This window comes from Microcoleus sp. PH2017_34_RAT_O_A, assembly GCF_020737885.1.
Taxonomy (GTDB): Bacteria; Cyanobacteriota; Cyanobacteriia; order Cyanobacteriales; family Microcoleaceae; genus Microcoleus.
Window position 1 is genome coordinate 1 of the sequence record NZ_JAEQDD010000012.1, and the last position, 22049, is coordinate 22049.

13 protein-coding genes are annotated in these 22049 nt (G+C 45.5%); 4 read left to right on the top strand and 9 right to left on the bottom strand.

Annotated elements, in window-relative coordinates:
* Window positions 1-98: 98 nt before the first annotated feature.
* The 5 genes from JGK11_RS06030 to JGK11_RS06050 all read right to left on the bottom strand — a co-directional run bounded on the left by JGK11_RS06030 (window position 99) and on the right by JGK11_RS06050 (window position 7315).
* Complete coding sequence (locus JGK11_RS06030) at window positions 99-1226, bottom strand: glycosyltransferase family 4 protein (RefSeq protein WP_293178827.1); 1128 nt, start codon at window positions 1224-1226, stop codon at window positions 99-101.
* A gap of 462 nt (window positions 1227-1688) precedes the next feature.
* Complete coding sequence (locus JGK11_RS06035; RefSeq protein WP_293178824.1) at window positions 1689-2861, bottom strand: glycosyltransferase family 4 protein; 1173 nt, start codon at window positions 2859-2861, stop codon at window positions 1689-1691.
* A 1621-nt stretch (window positions 2862-4482) separates the two neighbouring features.
* Entirely contained in the window at window positions 4483-5172 is a 690-nt protein-coding gene (locus tag JGK11_RS06040) for a CPBP family intramembrane glutamic endopeptidase (RefSeq protein WP_293178821.1), read from the bottom strand.
* A gap of 264 nt (window positions 5173-5436) precedes the next feature.
* Window positions 5437-5982: a hypothetical protein gene (locus tag JGK11_RS06045; RefSeq protein ID WP_293189949.1), complete on the bottom strand. Its 546-nt coding sequence runs from the start codon at window positions 5980-5982 to the stop codon at window positions 5437-5439.
* 1 nt (window position 5983) lies between these two features.
* Window positions 5984-7315: an AAA family ATPase gene (locus tag JGK11_RS06050; RefSeq protein ID WP_293210972.1), complete on the bottom strand. Its 1332-nt coding sequence runs from the start codon at window positions 7313-7315 to the stop codon at window positions 5984-5986.
* A gap of 77 nt (window positions 7316-7392) precedes the next feature.
* Between JGK11_RS06050 and JGK11_RS06055 the strand changes: the two genes are divergently transcribed.
* Window positions 7393-8982: an Hsp70 family protein gene (locus JGK11_RS06055; protein WP_293178842.1), complete on the top strand. Its 1590-nt coding sequence runs from the start codon at window positions 7393-7395 to the stop codon at window positions 8980-8982.
* A gap of 202 nt (window positions 8983-9184) precedes the next feature.
* On the opposite strand, the gene JGK11_RS06060 is transcribed toward JGK11_RS06055, so the two are convergent.
* A complete protein-coding gene (locus JGK11_RS06060) occupies window positions 9185-9706 on the bottom strand; it encodes a L,D-transpeptidase (RefSeq protein WP_293178839.1) in 522 nt (173 codons plus the stop codon).
* A gap of 117 nt (window positions 9707-9823) precedes the next feature.
* Window positions 9824-10462 carry a bifunctional 4-hydroxy-2-oxoglutarate aldolase/2-dehydro-3-deoxy-phosphogluconate aldolase gene (locus JGK11_RS06065; protein WP_293178812.1) on the bottom strand — a complete coding sequence of 213 codons (639 nt, stop codon included), beginning with the start codon at window positions 10460-10462 and terminating at the stop codon, window positions 9824-9826.
* Between the two features lie 54 nt (window positions 10463-10516).
* On the opposite strand from JGK11_RS06065, the gene JGK11_RS06070 reads away from it, so the two are divergent.
* Entirely contained in the window at window positions 10517-10834 is a 318-nt protein-coding gene (locus tag JGK11_RS06070) for a hypothetical protein (RefSeq protein ID WP_293178809.1), read from the top strand.
* Window positions 10827-11090, top strand: coding sequence for a type II toxin-antitoxin system RelE/ParE family toxin (locus JGK11_RS06075; RefSeq protein WP_293178806.1), 264 nt, complete (start codon window positions 10827-10829; stop codon window positions 11088-11090). The genes JGK11_RS06070 and JGK11_RS06075 overlap by 8 nt, the downstream gene beginning before the upstream one ends.
* Before the next feature lie 67 nt (window positions 11091-11157).
* Here the strand turns inward: JGK11_RS06075 and iscB are convergent, their stop codons facing one another.
* On the bottom strand, window positions 11158-12450 hold the full coding sequence (iscB, locus tag JGK11_RS06080) for an RNA-guided endonuclease IscB (RefSeq protein ID WP_293178803.1): 1293 nt from the start codon (window positions 12448-12450) through the stop codon (window positions 11158-11160).
* Window positions 12451-12822: 372 nt separating this feature from the next.
* Window positions 12823-14661, bottom strand: a complete 1839-nt coding sequence (gene ftsH3 / locus JGK11_RS06085; protein ID WP_293178800.1) for an ATP-dependent zinc metalloprotease FtsH3 — start codon at window positions 14659-14661, stop codon at window positions 12823-12825.
* 613 nt (window positions 14662-15274) lie between these two features.
* On the opposite strand from ftsH3, the gene JGK11_RS06090 reads away from it, so the two are divergent.
* On the top strand, window positions 15275-22003 hold the full coding sequence (locus tag JGK11_RS06090) for a glycosyltransferase (RefSeq protein ID WP_293196160.1): 6729 nt from the start codon (window positions 15275-15277) through the stop codon (window positions 22001-22003).
* Window positions 22004-22049: the final 46 nt, after the last annotated feature.

Here is a 22049-nt window from a genome sequence, read left to right on the forward strand (position 1 = left end):
GTTATCCAAAAGTGAATAATGCTGAATATTCTGCTAGTTTAACACATTATTCAGATAATTGCAGCAAAATTCAGTAAATCAATCAACAGGAGAATGCTCTATTTGTACAGCTTGTCCGTTAATTGTGGCTGACGTTCGACTGCGGTGTACAGTGCAGCCTCGAAGATATCGGTTGCATCCTCCCAGGTATAATGTATCACCGTGTCCAAAGCAGTCTCAGACATGGCCCGCCATTCGGCATCTGACAACTGACAAATCTGCTCGATCGCTTTTGCCATATCCTCTGGGTCTTCTGGTTTCACAAGTATTCCACCCCCGCCAGCGAGGAGTTCCGGAGCCGCGCCAGCAGGAGTGCCGATCACTGGAGTGCCACAAGCCATCGCTTCTAAAATTGGCAAGCCGAAGCCTTCGGTTTGGCTGGCAAACAGCCAAGCATCGCATTTGCTGTAAAGTTCTTTGAGTTCGTCTTGACTAGGTATCTTGTAATACTCAATATTATGCTGCAACAAATCCGGAGGAGCAGTTTCGCCGGAACCAAAGGCAACTAAACGAAGATTAGGGATTCTTTTGGCCGCTAGATTGAAAGCTTCAATGGCAAGAGCACAGCCTTTCCAAGGAGCTATAGAATAGTACATCCCGACTGTGGGAACTGACTGCTTGCCCCGCGGCTGCCCCGATCGCGATCGGGGGTCGTAAAACTGTGTGGTGTCAACAGTGGGAGGCACGAGAGATACAGACAAATTACCAAATTCATCCCTAGCCTTGTCTTCCAGCCACTTAGCGACGGCAATTTTGTGCATCGGCAGCCGCCAAGTTGCATCTACTCGAGCTTTTGGTGTGTAGTCAAAAGCCTCGTAGTGTTGGAGAAAATATACTTTCGCTCCTTTGCTGGGGGAGAGTTTAGACACCCACTCGGCAGTTTCCCACCAAGTAGCCATGATAATATCGGCATCAGGTACGTCCCTGTCGGTAATTGGACGGTAGGTTTCGGTAACTCGACTTTCGACATCTATACGGTCAAAGTGAGACGGCCCTCTCGCCTGAGCGGGTTCCCAACCCTTACCTCTGACCACAGAGCGCAATTGTTGCATTAAAGTTGGTCGTTCGTGAGGTGTAGAGACGATACATATTGTGTGTCCTCGCTGTTGGAGAATTTGTGTGTAGATAGACAAAACCCTCATGCCACCTGTAAGAGCAAGGGTAGGAAGGACAAAAGTAATTCTCATAGTATAGGTAGATGTGAAAGATCAAAACTGGTCGATCGAGCTTCTCCATCCTAATCTATTTGCACTGACGAGTCTCTTTTTGGGTTTGGCGCAGGGTTTAGGTCAATGATCGAGGCGATCGTTACTTGATGTCGAGCCGGCCGTACTTTGTCGTCAGGGACTTTTGCCAATGACAAATCAGGAGATGTGTGAGGATTAGACAAGTCTAACCTTTAACAGCCTGAGCTTTCAAACATCCGTTGAACTCGGGTTGAGATTTTGGCCGGCAGTAACAGGAAACCAGTATTTGAGGTAGATGCGGTCAGAATTAGTGTCGAAACTGCTGGGTATAAAACAGGACACCGCCGATGTGAGTTTTACTAGAAGCACCCTACCAAACGATAATTGAGTTCCTACGCAGAATCCCGCGATCGCTGGCATCACTAGCGCAGAATTTCAAATTGCTGCTGTTAACATCAAAGCTTAACTTTTTCCGGCGCCGGTGGGAACCGCGCATGGTAATGGGCCCCGCACATAGTAGGGAGAACAGGAAACTATGTTAACTTCACGCTGTTGAGATTTCTCTACAGCAACTTTCAATCCTGCTTCAAAATGCTCCGTGGCATCTTTCCAAGAGTAATTGGTCACCTTAGCATAGGCGGCTTCCGACATGGCTTGCCACTGGGCATTCGACAAATGACACATAGATTCTATGGCTTTTGCCATTTCTTCGGGATCTTCTGGGCTTACAAGTATGCCAGTACCGCCGCTCAAAATTTCAGGAGCAGCGCCTGCTGTGGTACTGATGACGGGAGTGCGGCACGCCATCGCTTCGATAATTGGCAAGCCGAAGCCTTCAGAGCGACTCGCCAGCAGCCACGCATCGCATTTGCTGTAATAATCTTTGAGTTTGTCTTGGTCGGGTCTAATTACATACTCGGCATTGGCTGGTAGCGGCAATTCCGGGGATGGGGCCTCTGTACCGAAGGCAACCAGACGCAGGTTGGGAATTTTTTCAGCGGCTAGGGAAAAAGCTTTGAGTGCGATGTCGGTTCCTTTCCAGTAAATTGCAGAGTACATCATGCCAATGGTAGGAACCGATTGTTTGTGGCGAGGGCAGGCATAAAATTGCTTGGTGTCAACGCTCGGAGGAGCTGAGGAAACTTGGCGATCGCCATATTTAGTCCGAGCTAGGTCAACTAACCAGTCAGAGATCGTAATTTTGTGCATGGGTAGCTTCCAGGTTGCTTCGACTCTACCTTCAGGTAGATAGTCAAAAACTTCATGGTGCTGGATAAAATAAGCTTTAGCTCCTTTGCTCGGGGAGAGTTTTGCTACCCACTCGGCGGTTTCCCACCAGGTGGCAACTACTACGTCAGCGTCAGGCACATCTTTGTCTTCTATTGGGCGCGAGCGATCGATAATTTTGCTTTCTACACTGAGATTATCGAAAAATGATGGCTCATTTTCAGGTGTGGAAATCCAGCCCCTTCCCCGCAGCAGCGACTTGACTTGCTGGCGCAGACTCGCTTGCTCATGGGGTACAGAGATGACGAACACGGAGTGTCCTCGTTGTTTCAAGAGTTCTGCGAAAATAGATATTACTCGAATTCCACCAGTCAGACACAGAGTAGGAAGAACAAAGGTGATTTTCATGTTTAACTCCCGCTGAATAATCCGACTCGGTTTCGACGCTGCGATGAGCGCGCTTTGTGAGAGCCGACAGGAAAGAGGGGCGGGTGAATCTTAATTACCGCTTTCCCGGTGTGGGCATAGAATCAAACCTAGCGACTGTTCGCAACACCCCAGTATAGATCCACAATTTCGCTGTCATTCAATCTATAGTAATGATGGATTCGATTCACCAACAGTTCCCTGCGGGATATTTTTTCGGGTCTGCGAAAGTTACTTCTCAAGACAGATACGCGATCTAACATCAGCTTTTTTCGCCCCACACACGAAGCTCTACAACACTTCCTGCCTAACATAACATCATTTGCTGATCTTACCGACACAGAGTTACGGTTTACCGTAACTCTCCAAACTTTAGTGTTGGGGAAAGGTAGCCAGCGTAACAATATTCCGGAGATTGACAATCGCCGTCCGGAAAAATTTGTTATAAAATTCTATTAAATTAAATTATTAGTTATAAAATATTAATTCGCGATAGCTATCATCGCTAGAAATACTGATGCTTGACTGTGTGTTTTAAGTTACTATACGCTCTGTATCGCTTAAAAAATATATTATTTATTCTGAATTCAGAGATGTAATTTGCTCAAACACCTGCACGGACGCGAGCTGATTCTGAAAGGGAATCGCAGAAATCACAGTCATGGATAGGTTAATCAGGAAAAACTGGTTTTTTTTAACTATTGCTCGATCTTGTTGCCGTAAATGTCTTAAAAAACCGTTTGATGCGTCTGGACTGCTGAAAAAGGTAGGTTTGTCGATCGCTACAGAATATATAATTTGATTGGTATCAATTTAATTAACTGCCTGAGTTTTAAATTTTTTAATGGCAGGCGATCGCCTGAAAGTATCCCCAAAAGTGACTGCCACTTCTCCACCGAGTATGTAGCGTGCCCAACAGATGTCTAAGTAATTACCGTAAAATTCAAGTTCCCCCAATTACCTAACGATCGTGTAAATATCACAACAATTGTCATGGTGCAGTGATATAGATCGTGGCAACCTTGACTCTTAATTGGTAGCCGCAGCTTAGCGGTATGTATCAAGCGAGTTCGCTTACAAAAAAAATCCTGCTATGAAAAAATCATATTTCCTGAGTTGACGATTCCGAAGGACAATCGGTGTACTTTTGAGCGTTGTGGTGCCCAGGGTGGCAACGATATGGTTTGCCAGTTTTCACGCAGTAAAAATTATGCGATCGCCAGCGCAACAAAATCTCTAACTTTAAATAGATGTCTTCACACAAAGCATTTCTCGGTGGGAATACATGAACTTTCAATTGTTGTACAGCATCAGTCAAAATCCCAGCAGCGTCCAATACGGTTGAGTTAAGAGAGTCCCGCAGTCATAACGATTTGAAAAATAGACACTGAGATTGCTCTGGGGCGCGATCGCTGCGGACAAAAAGTGTTAGCCCAAGCGTATTGGGCTATAGTTTAATACGGTTCACTTAAGAAGATAATTGCTCAGCGCCCACCTGACTTAACCGAGAAATGTCATAGTCTCTGCGATTGCCGCGCTCGATCGCTCGCAATGACAAAAACGTTAAGTGAACCGTATTTGGCTATAGTTGCTAAAAAAGTGGCTAGTTAAAGAGGATTTGCCAAGCAATCATTGCGAGGGCTAAATCTGCGATCGCGTGGCTGATATAACTAGGCCACAGCGAACGGTAAGTTAGATAACAGTGCGACCAAATTATCCCGGCGGTGAAGACGGCGAATGAGCCTAAAATCACAGCGCGCCAGTCGCTGTAGGCTGCGATTACAAAAATGTGGTGGAGGGTGAAAAATAGTGAACTGAGAAATATGGCTGGTTTTCCTGGTATCAGAATCTGGCATTTGTTGCAGACAAACCACCGCCAAGTAAATTCTTCAATCAGCGAGTTAACTAGCACGAAATATGCTTCAACAATTAAGTAAATATTTTGGCTGTTGGTTCCCAATTGGCGAGCTTTTTCTTTGGCCGCTACAGGATCGATCCAGTGCTGGCCGAAAAGGCTGTAGATACCCACAATTACCGCAAACATGGCTATTCCCCAAATGGCTCCAGCCCGCAATTCTCGCCGCTTGGGGAGGGATAAATGCAGTTTTTGCCGATCGACTAAAACACACCAGGCGATCGGGAAAAGGAGCAACCAAAGTTGACACAAGGCTGATACTGTTTGTCCCCAGCTTCCGGGGGCAATATACAAGCCTGCTATTATACCAATACTCGCAGCGGGGACGAGCAGTGTGAGAGCTAAGAGTGCTGTTTTGCGATCGCCAATTTCCAGCATTTTTTACGCCACCTTTGAAAATTTGGATTGACATCAAAGGTAAAAGCTTGGCCGGTTCCCAGAGGTGATACCAGTTTTACAAAAATTTAACTTTAGCCAAACCTGAAATTCTGATGCCGTCAGTCATGCCCAATATAAAATATAAAATATAAAATAGTATGATTTTTGTGCCACTTATCAAAGTGGTGCGTCTTTGTGGCATCGGAAAATTGGTATAATGGCGATCGCACTTCCGATCCTAATCAGGAATTACTCTAAATTAACTCAGTTGTCGGCTTTTTGAAATCCGAGCGATCTTTCTATTTCGGGTTCAGCACCATTTTGCAGCCAATCAAGAGGTTTTTCTGCTATTTGGGCTGGATTTACCCATATAATATCTTTAAGCTCATCAACCTCTACTGCTACTTTAGCAAAACATTGTCTGACTTTGTTATCAAGTGAAATTACTGTGCGATCGGTAGCGATCGCAGCTTCCACCAACCGCAAATCTTTAACCATTATTTCCCGCTCTTTATCGCTTTCGGCAATCGATTCAACTTGAGACCACAAATTATCATCTACCGCGATATCGCAGGGGCATAGTTTCTTCTTTGCCACCATCCGGCGCAGCCATATACGAGCGGATTTTGATTGATGCTTGTTCCACTCATCTCTAATATCTGGAGTCATCACAACTCTGTGAGAAATATCCAACACAGCTTCGAGAAAATCGCGACAGTAAACGGATATTGGATAGGTAGCATCTTCTCCACCAGCAGCACGCGCAACTGAAGCATCAATTACCAGGCGTTTAGAAATTTTATCTGCCATGTTAATGCTTCCACAAAACAGCTTCGGCTGCATCCAAATAGCGGTTTTCTAGATGCAAAGAGACATCGCCAAAATCTTCCGGCCACTCTCCAAAAGCTCCTGTTTCATCTAGATCGGCACTGCTGACTTCTGTAACACCATCGTCGCGCCGTTTAAACCAGTGAAGTTTGACTAAATCAGGTAATATTTTACCCTCGGCAACTAACGATTGAACTGCTAAAAGCAGCAATTCACTGTGAGTTTCTAGAACTACTCGCACACCTCGATTTGCAGCATCAACTAATATCTCTGCTAAAGCAGCTTGAGCGCGAGGATGCAAGTGAATTTCCGGCTGTTCTAGGTAAACTAATTGTCCTGGTTCTGCTACAAGCAAGGCAACTAAAATAGGCAAAGTTTGCGATACCCCAAAGCCAACATCAGCAATACTAACCGTATCGATTGCACTCCCGCTGCGGGATAAACGACCTACCAGCAGTTCAATTTGTACGTCATTAATCTGTCTGGCTTCAACTTTCCAGTTGAGTCCCAGGAACTCTAAGGCTTGACCCAATTTTATCAGTCGATCGTCCTTGGTTTCTTGCCAGGAATTAACTATACTAGCAACATAATTTTCAAAAATTCCAGTAAATTCACTGCCAAATGCTGCGATATTATAGGTGCGTTCTGGATTGCCTCTCGATCCGGGAACATGAATTATCTGGCGAATATATTTTTGAAAGTTGATTGCCAAATGGGATGAATCAAAATGACTTTCACCAAGTCGTAAGTCTAAAAAACCTCGAACATTACTTACGCTCCATAGTGGCGGTTCTTCGTCAATATTGTCTAATAAAATATAGTAATTTTCCGCAAAGTTTTCTGGAAGAACCTCAATCACTTCTTGATGTCGCATTCCCGGATAAATAGTAATAATTTTATCATTGTCAGGAAAACAGTAAATTGCCTTGACAATTCTAATGCCAGGTTTTGGCTGCTTGCTGAAAACGTTTTTCAAAAAATTATCTCTCTCTAGATTAACCCTGACATAAAACTCATCGTTGTATTTTTCAGGTGACAGTTTAGACAATATCTGTTCTGCGGATGTAAACTTAACATTCGGCCCGTCAAGTTTCAAACCACCCGGATCGTAAGGGGCTTCTAGCGTTTGCTTCATCAGCAATAGCGGCTGCATAATGCTAGACTTACCAGAACTGTTGGCACCGGCTAAAATTGTCAGCGATCGCACTTCAATTTGGCACTCTTCATAAATAGACTTGTACCCGCATACTGCAATTTCACTAATTCCCGATACAGGCTCTTTGTTCTGTGTTGCAAAGGAAGTGGATTGAGTCATAATATTATGTTTGCATTGTCAGCTCTAAATACCATAATATTATAAGATAATCTTTAGTAGCTGTGTATTTTGGCCCAATGACGATCGCAATTGACTTTGGAACTAGCAACACCGTCGTCGCTCGCTGGAATCAAGCTCTCCAGCAGCCCGAAACCTTGAAATTGCCGGGATTGTCGGCAATCTCGGTTCAAAATCCACCCCTAATTCCCAGTTTGCTCTACGTTGAGGACGCTGCTCAAAATAAAGTCATCCTCGGTCAGCAAGTCCGCGACAAAGGCCTCGATCTGAGTCGAGATTCTCGGTTTTTTCGCAATTTTAAGCGGGGAATTGGCACTTTTGTGCAGGGTTTTGTGCCGGAACTTGACGGGCAAATTGTTGATTTTGAACGAGTCGGTGAGTGGTATTTGAGCCAAATTGTGAACTCAATTCGCGAATTGCCTTTGTCGGTAGATTCTTTGGTTTTTACTGTGCCGGTAGATAGTTTTGAAGCTTACCGCCATTGGTTGGGTAAAGTTTCTGAATCTCTGCAAGTGGAACAGGTGCGGATGTTGGATGAGCCTACGGCGGCTGCTTTGGGTTACGGTTTGGCCGATCGCGAAATTCTATTAGTGATTGATTTCGGCGGCGGCACTCTCGATATTTCATTGGTACGCCTCGATGTTAATGCCAACAAAAAGCCTTTGGGGTTTTTGCTGAAATGGGGCGAAAAGTTGTTAGCTGAATCTTCTGCACAAAAGACAAAAGTTGCCAGGGTTTTGGCTAAAGCCGGACAAAATTTAGGCGGTTCTGATATTGATAATTGGTTGGTTGACTATTTTGTTAAAACGAAAAAGTTGGCAAAATCTCCGATTACGACGAGGTTGGCAGAAAGGTTAAAGATTCAGTTATCTTTGCTAAATAATGCGGCTGAGGTTTATTTTGATGACGAAACTTTTGAGAGTTACGAATTAGAATTAGACCGATCGGGCTTTGAATCTATCCTTGCCGAACATCAGTTTTTTGAGAACCTCGACGAGTGCATGAATCAAGTATTGCAGCAAGCGCGGCGCCAAGGCTTAGAAATTGGCGATATCAATGCAGTTTTGCTCGTTGGCGGTACTGTCCAAATTCCAGCGGTGCAGCGTTGGGTGCAGCAATATTTCGATCCGGCAAAAATTCGGTGCGACAAACCCTTTGAGGCGATCGCCCAAGGTGCTCTACAATTAAGTCAAGGCATAGAAATCAAAGATTTTCTCTATCACAGTTACGGCATTCGCTACTGGAACCGCCGCGAAAATTGCCACAGTTGGCACAGTTTAATCAAATCCGGTCAGTCTTATCCGATGACCGAACCGGTAGAATTAGTCTTGGGAGCTTCTTTGGAAAATCAGCCCAGCATAGAATTAATTATCGGCGAATTGGGAGCGGAAACTGGTGGGACGGAGATCTATTTTGACGGCGACAGGCTAATTACTCGCCAACTCGCGGGCGAAAGATCCGTACAGCCGCTAAATGACAAAGACGGAGCTCGCAGTATCGCGCAATTGACGCCGCCTGGGTATCCGGGGAGCGATCGCATAAAAATCTTTTTCCGCGTTGACGAACAGCGCTTTTTGCGGATTACTGTGGAAGATTTGCTAACCAATGAAACTTTGTTAGAGGATAAACCAGTGGTGCAGTTAAGTTAAATATAGGACGTACGGTTGAAACCGCGTCTAGACAAAGGAAGTCCGCCTCCGCGGACTGAATGAAATCAAAAATTCCCACGCCCTTGAAGTGAATTTTGTCTCCATAAATGTAATTTTAACCGCTCACTCTTCAACCGGCGTCCGGCTTGTTTTGTCTGTATAGACGCGGTTTCAACCGCCGTTTGATCTACGAACCTATTAGTTAAATTTCAGATTTGTGCACCACTACAGGCGTCCCCACCGAGGCCCAATTGAACAGCCATTTAGCGTGATTTACAGCTACATTTGTGCAGCCGTGAGTGACGGGATTTCCAAACAAATTGTGCCAGTAAGCGCCGTGAATTGCATTACCGCCATCGTAATACATTGTATAGGGAACGTCGGGCACGTCGTAGTCTTCCCCAGTCATTCTAGTAACGCGATATTTGGTTTGGATGGCAAAGGTTCCCGTGCGGGTGGGAGTCGATGATTTGCCGCTGGAAATAGTCACCGCATAAACGGGTGTATTTCCTTCCCAAGCTATGAGTTTTTGTCTTGACAAATCAATTTCAATCCAGCGCTGACTGGATTGCTGCAACTGCATGATTCTATTGGCAATTATGTTGCGCTGTTCGCCTGCAAATGCAGGAATTTGTCCGCCACAAAATGCAGCAACTGTTAGGGCGCAGGCAACACATAAAGTTCCTGCGCGACGCAAGTAAGTTGAGTTGATAATCATGTTTATTCCTCACACCCAAGACGATTTGATAGTTTTAGATTGAAAAATTGAAGAATTGGGAAACTTTCACACCTGGTACTATTTTAAATTGTAGATTATAGATTTTAAATTGGGAAAGAGGGCTTAACAAGTTGTTAAGTTTTGGGTGAGAGTTTTGGCAATTTCGACGATCGCCCGCCAATCTCGATTTTGCACTAAGTGTTTGGGAAATAAGTCTCCGGCTAAACCAACGGCGATCGCCCCAGCGTCAATAAATACCTTGGCATTTTCCAGCGTCACCCCGCCCGTGGGAATCAAAGGAATGTCGCCCAGAGGGCCTTGCAGGCTTTTCAGGTAAGCAGCGCCTCCCAAGCCTGCGATCGGAAAAACTTTCACGCAGGTAGCACCTGCTTGCCACGCCGTCATAATTTCTGTGGGAGAAAAAGCACCAGGGACGATCGGCACTCTCGCATCAACTGCTGCTTGAATCATGCCTACATCGGTGTGCGGAGTAAACAGGAATTGAGCCCCGCAATCTATGGCTTGCTGCAACTGTTCTAAGTGTAATAAAGTGCCAGTACCAATACTAAAATCTGGCAATTCTGAGCGGAGTTGCGAAATTAATTCAGCGGCTTTGTGGGTATTCCAGGTAATTTCAATAAATTGGATTCCTCCTGCTGCTACAGATTTTGCCATCTGCCAAGCGACTTCCTGTTCGGATGAACGGATCACGGCGATCGCTCGGTGTTTTTTTAGTAGTGTCAACCAAGATTGATGATTCATGCTAACTCATTCTGACTAGGATATAATTTTAGTACACATTACAAAATTCGATATATGCCAAACTACAATATGCGCGGCGTTCAATTTTTAACAGACAATGAAGGCAACAAAACCGCTGCAATTGTTGACCTCAAAGAACACAGCGAATTTTGGGTTGACGTGTTGGCTGAATGTGGCGAACCGACAGACTTTCAGTTTTTAGTTGACGGCCAAGGCGAAAAAATTGCGGTGCTGCTTGACTTCGAGAAGCACGGCGAACTCTGGGAGGATGTTTATGACTCTTTGACTATTGAATCTAGACAAGATGAACCAAGAGTTCCCTGGGAAGAAGTTAAGCGCCAGCTTGAGGAAAAGGGTATGTTGAATGTCTGATTACTTGGTCATTACTGCACGTTCGGCTCAAAAAGACCTGGACGCTCTGCCCGTTGAAATCAGCAGTCGCATTTATCCCCAGATAAATGCTTTAGCCAGTGTGCCCCGTCCCCCAGGCTGTCTCAAGTTAAAGGGGAAGAAAAACGGCTGGCGAATTCGGGTGGGCGATTACAGGGTAATATACACCATAGATGACGACAGCCGCACGATCGATATCAGTAAAGTGCGTCACCGGCGAGAAGTTTACCAAGGGTGATATCAAGTCCGGTTATATCGAAATGATGCAGTGCGATCGCCCGATCGCTACCCCTCTAATCGCTGATTCATTGGACATTTGTGGAAAAAGCATACATATATCCATCGTTGCGGTGGATTGATTTACAGTATTTATGACGTACTGGACTAACCTTGCCGAGTGGCGTTCTCATTTCAAAAACTCCGCTTTCTCTGACCGTCAGCCTGCCGACGTGAGTGCCTGCAAACCTCCCAGAGGGGAGAATCGCACTTACCATGTCGCCAGTCCCAAACCCAAAAAACGTTTTGCACCGCGTTCTGTGCTTGACAGGAAATCCGTATTTATTGGTTGTACACATTTGACGGCTGCCCCATCCTTTAGCTGCAATTAACAACGGTTGATCCGTTAAAACTTGCAGCACTTCTACATTTCCTACACAAGCTGCATCCAGCCAATGAGTTTTAGCTAGTCCTAAACGAGTCCGATTGTACTTTGTTCTACCTCCAGTTGAAACTTCTATGGGCAATCCTGTTTGTTTAAGTTGTTGGAACAATGCCCAGCCGGTTGAATTCACAGCAGTTGCATCTTTCAAAGGTTGTGAGGCCTGTTTCAAAATACGGGACAGGATGTCAGGCTTTTTGAACAAGAAATCCCGAATATCTTGATTGCCTTTGGCTTGGTTGCACCCACGGCAGGCTAGGGTAAGATTGGAAACGCGATCGCTTCCCCCTTTTGATTTGGGGTGGATATGTTCTACCTCAAAAGGTACGTTTTCAACACCGCAATAGGCGCACTTTCTCCCCCACTTCGCTAACAAGTATTCTTTGACTTCATAGCCCGCAAGTTCCCCTTGCTGATACTCTTTGCCGGATATTTCGGGATTCTGCATTGCAAGTAAGTCAAATTTAACTAACTCTTGGGATATGCCTGTAATTGCGACGTATCGACGGATGCGGTTGACCCAAGTCACGATGTTTTTCACCCTAGATTCTAAGCTTGGTGGCAACCATCCAGGTGCTCTTGTGCGGTTCAGAAAACGTGGTTTGCGGTAACGAGTTTTGCGGTTGCGACGATTGCGACGAAGGTTGCGACGTGACTCTAAGTCATTTTTAATTTGTTGCCCGCGATGGCTCAAATGAGCCCCCCAGAGAACTTTATTACCGCTAACGATCGCCAGCCCAGTAGTTTTAGAACCTGGATCAATTTTTAATTGAGTCGGTTGCGTTTTTGGGTGAGAAACCGCATATTTCAGAATAATTGTGAACGGGTAACGGAGATACACAGCAGCTTGGGCTAGTTTTAACAATCGTCTTGCTTGTCCTGGTGCTACTAGCTCAAGTGGTTGTTTGTTGGTATCTAAAACGAATACAAAGTTAGACATGAAAGTCCTCTGATTGCTCAGGTTATGTTTTCCTCGCCAATGTTTTGATGGCTTGTTGGGTTAGAGACACTGACTTAACCAAATACATCTGTTTAATCTCTAACGACAGAGCTACAAGCTGGAAAGCACCCGTAGGTGTCATCACCCTCAAAACGTAGTATTCAAGATACTTAGGCTGGCTATTTGTCCAGTGTATGAACTAGCTGTTGAGTCTTGTCCACTGTTTGGTGAATAGCATTGCACAATGAAATTAAACAGCCGATCGCACCACAAAAAAATCGGGGCGATTCCAGACAATACCAGAAGCACCCCAATTATCGATTTTAAGCTTTAGATTAAATCTAAAATCTAAAATCCAAAATCTAAAATCAATTAGGCAATTGTCGCCATCTTGACATCGCTATTAGCTAACAAATTTTGCAATTCATCAGCATCGACAGTTTCCTTGTCAACTAGCATATCTGCCAAGGCGTTCAGCACGTGGCGGTTGCCGACGAGCACGTCTTTAGCGCGCAGGTAAGCTTGCTCTACCAACAAGCGGACTTCATCATCGATCGTAGCTGCGGTTTCTTCAGAAAAGTCCCGTTCGGCCATGATATCGCGACCCATGAACATATTCCCTTGTTGGCGACCGAGAGCTACAGGGCCTAGCCGATCGCTCATTCCGAAGCGAGTTACCATTTGGCGTGCTACTCTTGCCACTTGTTGCAAGTCATTGGAAGCGCCAGTTGTGACTTCTTCTTCACCGAAGACAATCTCTTCAGCAATGCGGCCGCCCAAGGCTACCGCCATTTGATTTTGCAAGTAAGAGCGAGAATACAAGCCAGAATCCATGCGATCTTCGCTAGGTGTGAACCAAGTCAAACCACCAGCGCGGCCGCGGGGGATAATGCTGATTTTCTGTACGGGATCGTAGTCGGGCATCAGCGCACCGACTAAAGCGTGACCGGCTTCGTGGTAAGCTACTAAGGTTTTGCGTTTTTCGCTCATCACGCGGTCTTTCTTTTCGGGGCCGGCGAGGACGCGATCGATCGCATCGTTGACTTCATCCATCGAGACTTCGGTCAAATTGCGACGGGCTGCCAAAATTGCTGATTCGTTGAGCAAGTTAGCCAAATCCGCACCTGTGAAACCGGGTGTCCGGCGGGCGATTTTTTCCAAATCCACATCTTTTGACAAGGTTTTGCCGCGGGCGTGAACGTTAAGAATTTCGAGGCGGCCGGAGAAATCGGGGCGATCGACCACAACTTGGCGATCGAAGCGACCTGGACGTAGCAGCGCAGCATCCAGCACGTCGGGGCGGTTAGTAGCAGCAATCAAAATGATGCCAGTATTGCCTTCAAAACCGTCCATTTCGGTCAGTAACTGGTTCAGGGTTTGTTCCCGTTCATCGTTACCACCGCCCAAACCAGCTCCGCGCTGGCGGCCTACGGCGTCAATTTCATCAATAAATACGATACAAGGAGCGTTTGTTTTAGCTTGTTCAAACAAGTCGCGGACGCGGGAAGCACCGACACCGACGAACATTTCGACAAATTCCGAACCGGAAATGCTGAAGAAAGGAACACCTGCTTCTCCGGCGACTGCTTTGGCGAGCAAGGTTTTGCCTGTTCCGGGAGGGCCGACTAACAGCACGCCTTTGGGGATTTTAGCTCCGACTGCGGTGAAGCGATCGGCATTTTTCAGGAAGTCCACGACTTCAGCGAGTTCTAGCTTGGCTTGTTCGATGCCGGCTACGTCGCCGAAAGTCACCTGAGTTTGAGGCTCCATTTGGACTCTAGCTTTCGATTTGCCGAAGTTCATGGCTTGATTGCCGGGCCCGTTTTGGGCGCGCCGCACCAGGAAAAACAGTCCCACCAAGAGCAGGATCGGGAAGAACAGGCTGCTGAGGGCTTTTACCCAGAAGCCTTCGTCGTTTTGGGGCAGAACTGAAATATCTACCTTATTTTTGGTCAGGATGTTAATCAGTTCGGGGTCGTTAGGCAGGTTGACAATTACCTTGCTGCCGTCCTGAGCCGTTACGAGAGCTTTACTGCGATCGGAACTGATATTTATTTTGTCTACTCTGTTGCCTTCGACTTCCTGAATGAATTGGCTGTACTTCCAAACTTCCCGACTAGGGGGCTGTTTGTCAAAAAATGCAGTGGCTAGGGCAATGACTACAATAGCCAGCAGTGCGTACAGTCCAGCGTTTCTCCAGCGTTTATTCACCGAGGTCGATCCTCCTAATTATTTAGTCCCTGTGATTTGGGAATTTTTATTTATGTTCATCAATCTTAACGTATTTGTAACTTGTTTTTGTGTTGTCAGGAATCCCGGCAAGGGCGATCGCTCGTCTGAAGTAGTGGAAACCGAACTGCCCTGAAAGCCGTCAGGAGATGGGAGTGCTTTACTAAGGAGTCACATATAGCATAAATTAAAACTTGTCAAGCCTTTAGTCGAAGTAATCTTGAGGGGGCGGACTCCTGATAAGATCAGTCCTGGACGCACGGGTGGCCAGAAACCGGGTTTTTTTACGAAAATCCTTCGTTGGAGTCGCGAGATTAGGCAAAAAACCCGGTTTCTTTGGTAGGAATACGTCCAGGACTAAAGATATCTGAGTCAGGGCTGCATTGGTGTAGGATGTTCCTGTTTATTCACTCTTCATATATAACGATCGACCCTTGAGAAACCGTCTGAAGATTTCAAGACTCAGCATTAAAACAGTCTAGCCTACCCCATTGCCATCACTTGGCAACATTAAAAATTGAGTAAAGCGGGAGAGATATTCGGCCTTCCAATACAGACAGTCAATTAAACAACCTTGTAAGTTTAGATAATCAAAATGAAGTGCAATATTTGTGATTCTCCAACAAACAGCTTGGCTGCGGCTACGGTACTAAAAAAATATAACGTTGAGTATTTTCAATGCTCAAATTGTGGATTTGTTCAAACCGAGGAACCGTACTGGCTTGAGGAGGCTTATTCAGAAGCCATAGCTAGCAGCGACGTGGGAATGTTATCCAGAAGCACGATGTTCTCCACCGCAGCCAATAATATTATTTTTAATTTGTTTAATCACCGCGCTAATTTTTTAGACTACGGGGCCGGCTACGGTGTATTTGTTCGGATGATGAGAGATTTAGGATTTGATTTTTCATGGCATGATAAATATTGCAAAAATATATTTGCACAAGGATTTGAGGCTGACGAAAATAGCAGATTACCCTACGAATTAGTCACAGCATTTGAAGTATTTGAGCATTTTGTTGACCCGCTGTCGGAGATCGAAAAAATCTTCAAATATTCTCGCAATATTTTATTCAGTACCAGATTGCTGCCAGCCAACAATCCCCAGCCCAGCGAATGGTGGTACTATGCCCTAGATGAAGGTCAGCACATTTCTATTTATACCACCAAGGCACTGTCTATAATTGCCGAAAAATTCAATTTAAATTTTTACTCTAACGGCGATTCTTTGCACCTCTTGACAGAAAAGGAAATCCCGCATCAACTTTTTCAAAGCTTATCATATTGCCAAGAGCCGGAATTAAAAAAAGCCTCATTACTCCAACATGATTACGAGGCAGCTTTGAGAAAAATTGCCGACAGAGAGAACCGCAAATCAATGATAACTCCAGCAGCCCTATCTCCTAAAAATTTAAAAAAGATTGTGATTGACGGCGTATTTTATCAGCTTAACAGCACCGGCATTGGTCGCGTCTGGACATCGCTGCTAGAAAACTGGGCAGAAAATGGTTTTGCTAAACAAATTCTAGTTCTTGACAGAGCGGGAACCGCCCCCAAAATTCCCGGCATCCAGTACCGGAATGTAGCCCGCTACGACTACAGCCAAACCGATGCAGACCGCCAAATGCTACAGCAAATCTGCGATGAAGAAAATGCAGACTTGTTTATTTCTACTTATTATACAACGCCTTTGTCAACGCGATCGGTATTCATGACCTATGACATGATTCCCGAGTTGATGGGACAAAATCTTGCTCATTCCGAGTGGAGAGAAAAGCATTCCGGTATCCGCCACGCCTCAGCCTACATAGCTATTTCAGCAAATACAGCCCGCGATTTAGTTAAGGTTTTTCCGCAGATATCCTCAGCTTCTGTAGCTGTAGCGCACTGCGGAATAGACGCCAATTTCTCGCCAGCCGATAGAGAAGAAATCGCAGGTTTTAAGTCAAAGTACGGCATTGCTAAACCCTATTTTCTTTTGGTAGGCGAGAGGGTAGGCTGGCATGGTTACAAGAATGGGATATTATTCTTCAAAGCCTTTTCTCAACTTGCCAATAAGTTTGACTTTGATCTAGTCTGCACAGGCGGCAAACCTGTATTAGAACCCGATCTGCAATTGTATTGTTCTGGAATCACTGTCCGCACGCTGCAACTAAGCGATAGCGAATTGAGAGTTGCTTATTCGGGTGCTGCGGTATTAGTTTATCCGTCGAAATATGAAGGCTTTGGATTGCCAGTCGTCGAAGCCATGGCTTGCGGTTGTCCAGTCATCACTTGTCCAAACGGTTCGATTCCAGAAGTAGCAGGAAAAGCAGCGGTTTATGTAGATGGCGATGATGTCAGCGGGCTTGTCAATGCTTTGCGGGAAATACAGAAGCCTGCTGTCCGCAACTCATTAATTGCGGCGGGGTTAGAGCAAGCTAAGAAGTTTTCCTGGTCGAAAATGGCTGCAACTGTTAGCTCTGTTTTGGTTCAAGTAGCTGAGCATTCCCTTCAACCGCAAGCCGATCCAGCCTTACAGAGCGAATTATCGAATTATGACACATCGCAGCCTGTCCCGTCAGCTTTCAAAGTATCTGCGATCGTTTCTACCTACAATTCCGAAAAATTTATTCGCGGCTGCTTGCAAGACTTGGTAGATCAAACGCTGTACAAACAAGGCGAACTGGAAATCATTGTAATTAACAGCAACTCCGAACAGAACGAAGGAGAAATTGCACGGGAGTTTCAATCGAGATATCCCAACATAATTTATTGCCGGATACCACAGCGAGAAACCATTTATGCAGCTTGGAATAGAGGAATCGAGATGTCGCGCGGCAGATACATTACTAATGCGAACGCCGACGACAGACACCGCCCCGACGCATTGGAAATCATGGCTAATTATTTGGACTCGCAACCAAAAACTGCTCTGGTTTACGGCGATCAATTAATTACGAATGTTGTTAATGATACCTGGGTTGCGACGCAAGCTCAAACGCGGTGGAATTGGCCGGACTTTTCCTATGGGGAACTGGAACGACGCTGCATCATGGGTTCTGCGCCAATGTGGAGAAAATCGCTACACGAAAAACACGGCTATTTCCGAGCAGAATTGACGGCGGCTGGCGATTACGAATTTTGGTTGCGGGTGGGAAAAACCGAAAATATGTTCCGCATCCCGGAAATAATTGGGCTTTACTACCACAACGAGCAAGGTTTAGAACATGGTTCAGGGCGATCGCAACAAGAAACGCTTAAGATATGGAATGAATACGGCATCATCCGCCGAGGTATCAAACCCGCCACTACCCTCCCCGTTGCAATCTCTCCGTCACAGCTAAACGCCATGCCCTACCGCACGCCCGAACCAGCACTCGTCAGCATCATCATCCCCTGCTACAACCACGCAAATCTACTCAGAGAAGCTGTAGAAAGTGTTGTCAATCAAACCTATCAAAATTGGGAGTGCATCATTGTCAACGACGGTAGCACCGATGATACCAGCAACTTCGCAAATTATTTAATTCAATTGTATCCTCAAAAAGCGCTGCGCCTCATCGACAAACCCAACACGGGGCCCGCTGATTCCAGAAATATTGGTGTTCAAAATTCCTCAGGAAAATTCATTTTATTCCTAGATGCTGATGATAAAATTCATCCCAAATTTCTAGAGGAGTGCGTTGAAGTTTTATCAGCGAAACCGGAGGTGGGTTTTGTCTATACAGATGTGCAGCACTTCGGAGCAAACTGCGATTTAGTCAACCACGGGGATTTTGACCCCAATAAATTTTTGAGAGACAATCAAGCCCCCGCTACTTCCTTATTTAGAAGAGAAATTTACGAGCAAGTTGGCGGCTTGAAAAAAGTGATGAAGCTGGGATGCGAAGATTGGGAATTTTGGATTTCTGCCTATGAAAAAGGCTGGTTAGGCGATCGTTTTCCTCAGCCTTATCTGTACTACAGGCAACATGGCGACGGCTCTAGCAGAACCCAAAAAATGGCGGGAGAACGCGAAAAGTTAGACTTGATGAGGGCTACAATTGTTCGCCTGCACTCTCAACTTTACAAACCCGAAGAAGTGCGTTGGTCAGAAAAAGTTTTGCAGCAACACGGTAACTTAATTGCTGATGAATTAGCTCAGCTTAATACACCCGAACAGTTTTTAGCTTCCCTTCCTCAATACTTGGGAGAGTATCAAAAAGACCAAACTAATCAAGTTGCTCTCGCTCATATCCGCCAACTGCGCCGACAACTTGCCGATTATTTTGTGAATCTGCCCGCAGAGCAACTAGAAAAATGCTACTCCGGTGAGGCAGGTAAGGCATATCAAATGCTGGTTAACAGCACGATCAAATATGAAGCAATCACAGATACTGAACAAAGTTTAATCGGTCAACTAGAAACACATCTATCCCAGGGAATTAAAACTCTGAAAGATGTTGGCTACTTACTAGCAGCCTCTCTCTACCGTCGTGCCGATCAGTTATTGCTAAAGTATGAAAATGCAGCTATACCCAATTGGTTTGTTAACGACTATCTGAAGTTTATGTTTGCCGCACCGACGCTCTTTCAAGAACTAGGAGAGGCTGACAATTATTGCCGCTACGTTCAGGGATGGGTTAGTTACGTGCACCGCAATATATTCCAAAACCAAAATTCACAAATTTGGCAGGACATCGCCTGGTTTTTCACTCAAACTGCTAACTTTATCCCTTTGTATTTCAATAGCGAAAACCTCAAGCAAGTCTACACCAAACGGGCAGAAATTATTGAATTTGCGATGAAAAATCGCGGGGCTGCCATTGATTGCATTTTTCCGGCGAGGCCTGCAAACAGACAGAAAATTCGCGTCGGAGTTCTGACTAAGCATTTCGGGGCGATGACGGAAACTTTCGCGACTTTGCCTGCTTTTGAATATCTGAATCGAGAACAGTTTGAAATTATTTTGTATGCTATCAATTTGGATGGTAATAAATTAGAACAGTATTGCCAGAGTCGCGCGGATAGGCTGGTGCAATTGCCGAGTGATTTGCCGAGTCAAGTTCAGGCTATCCGCGCTGATGACTTAGATATTCTGTTGGTTGCTACGAATATTACTGCTGTCACTCATCCGATTAGTTTGCTGGCGCAGCATCGATTGGCGCGGGTACAAACTACTTGTTTTAATTCTCCTGTGACTACGGGAATGCGCCACGTTGACTATTATATTGCTGGCAAGTTGATGGAACCTGGCATTGAGGGATGCGCGCATTATCGCGAGGAATTAGCCACTGTTGACGGCTTGGGTTGCTGTTTTAGCTATACCCTCGAACCCTATACTCCTAATGTTCAACTGACTAGAAATAGCCTGGGGATTTCTGAGGAATCGGTTGTGTTTATTTCCAGCGCTAATTTGTATAAGTTGGTGCCGGAGTTAAGGGAAACTTGGGCGAAGATTTTGGCTGCTGTTCCTAATTCTCTGCTGTTTTTAATGCCTTTTGGCCCTAGCTGGACTAATTATTATCCTGGTGCGGCTTTTGTGAATAATATGCAAGGGATTTTTGCGAAGTATGGGATTGATAGTAAGCGTTTGCGGGTGGTGAAGGCTTTGCCGAATCGTGCGGATGTCAAGGAAGTTTTGAAGTTGGGTGATGTTTATTTGGATTCTTATCCCTATGCGGGGACTACTTCTCTTGTGGATCCGCTGGAGGTGGGATTACCGACTGTTGTCAGGGATGGTGATACTTTACGATCGCGCATGGGAGCAGCAGTGGTACGATCGCTCTTGATGCCCGATTTAATCGCCCGTGACGAGGCATCCTACATTCAGCTAGCCGTCAATCTCGCCACAAACCCGCAACTGCGGCAGCAAAAACGCCAGGAAATTCAGGAAAAAATGCAGGGCAATCCCGCCTGTTTTGACAGTGTGGCATACTCGGGGGCGATCGCGAAACTATTCCAAGAACTCTTTAGCAACTGGCAAACTAGCCACCTAGAAGCCTCCCGCAGCTTACAGGATAGCATTCCCAAACAGCCAGACTTGGGCGATAAACTCTTGCATAACGTCCAGCTTTACCAAAGAAACTCATCAAACATCTCAGCAATATCCGAACTCCGCCAAATCCGCAAACAAATCGCTGATTTCTGGCTAAATGTTCCCACCGAAAACCTAGAAGCCACCTATAAAAGTGCTGACGGTAAAAGCTATCAAATGCTGCTGCATAGCTACTTTCAACATCAAGCGATGATGGAAGGCGAACAAATATTTTTGCAGCAACTAACCCAGATTAGCAAAGGATTAGTCCATCCTAAAGCTGTCAACGCCTTGCTCGCAGCAATGCTATATTTCCCGCCGGGAACCATGCGGATTCCCGACGCTCGCAACCGCTTGCCGCACTGGTTAATCGGCGATTACGAACAAGTTTTTGAAACAGAAGATACCGTCGAGAAGGAGTCAAGTTCTGACTTACTCGCTCAATACATTCAATCCCCGCAATTTGCAAATCAACTATTAGGATGCGTCAATCTTTACCGGATCGATCCGTCAGACGAATCGGTAGTTTTGGAACTCCGCCAAATCCGCAAACAACTGGCTGATTTTTGGCTAATTGTTCCCACAGAAAAACTAGAAAATGTTTACCGAGGGGAAGTTCGCAAAGCATATCAAGCAATACTTAGCTGCGGCTTGCAAGCCAAATCAATGACTGAAGCCGAACACAACTTTTTGCAGCAAGTGACCGAAATTAGCAAAGGGTTAGTGCATCCTCAAGCTATCAATGCTTTGCTGGGTGGAATGCTGTACTTTGTACCAGGAAAAATGCGGGTTGCTGACGCTCACACCCGCTTGCCACACTGGTTGATTGACGATTACGAAAAAATCTTTGAAATCCCATTCGCGGACAATCAACAAACGATTGTCAACCAAGATTATCTCCCGCAGTTTCTCAATCAATTAACTGCTGCTGTGAATCTTTATGAAATTGACCCGACGGCGGAAATGGTAATAGCAGATTTGCGGGAAATTCGCAAGCAAATTGCTGATGTGTGGCTGAAGGTTTCCGGCGAACAACTTGAACTTTTGTACCGGAGCGATTTCGGTAAAGGTTACAAGGCAATGCTCGGGAGCGGATTTATTAACGAGCCGCTTACTGATACTGAACGTGCTGTTTTGAATTCGTTGGTGGGTGAGTTGAGTAAAGGGTTTGGAATGCCTCAGGCTGTGAATTATTTGTTGGCGGCGAGGCTGTTTTGTCGCGCTGGACAGTTGCAAGTTCAGGATGCGGATAGTTGTTTGCCTGAATGGTTGTTTGAGGATTACGAGCAGTTTGTTGGGGGTGCGATCGAGCTTGCTGTGAAGTAAACGGCTCTACAGCAGATTGCAGGTGCATGGAGTACAATTTAAATCT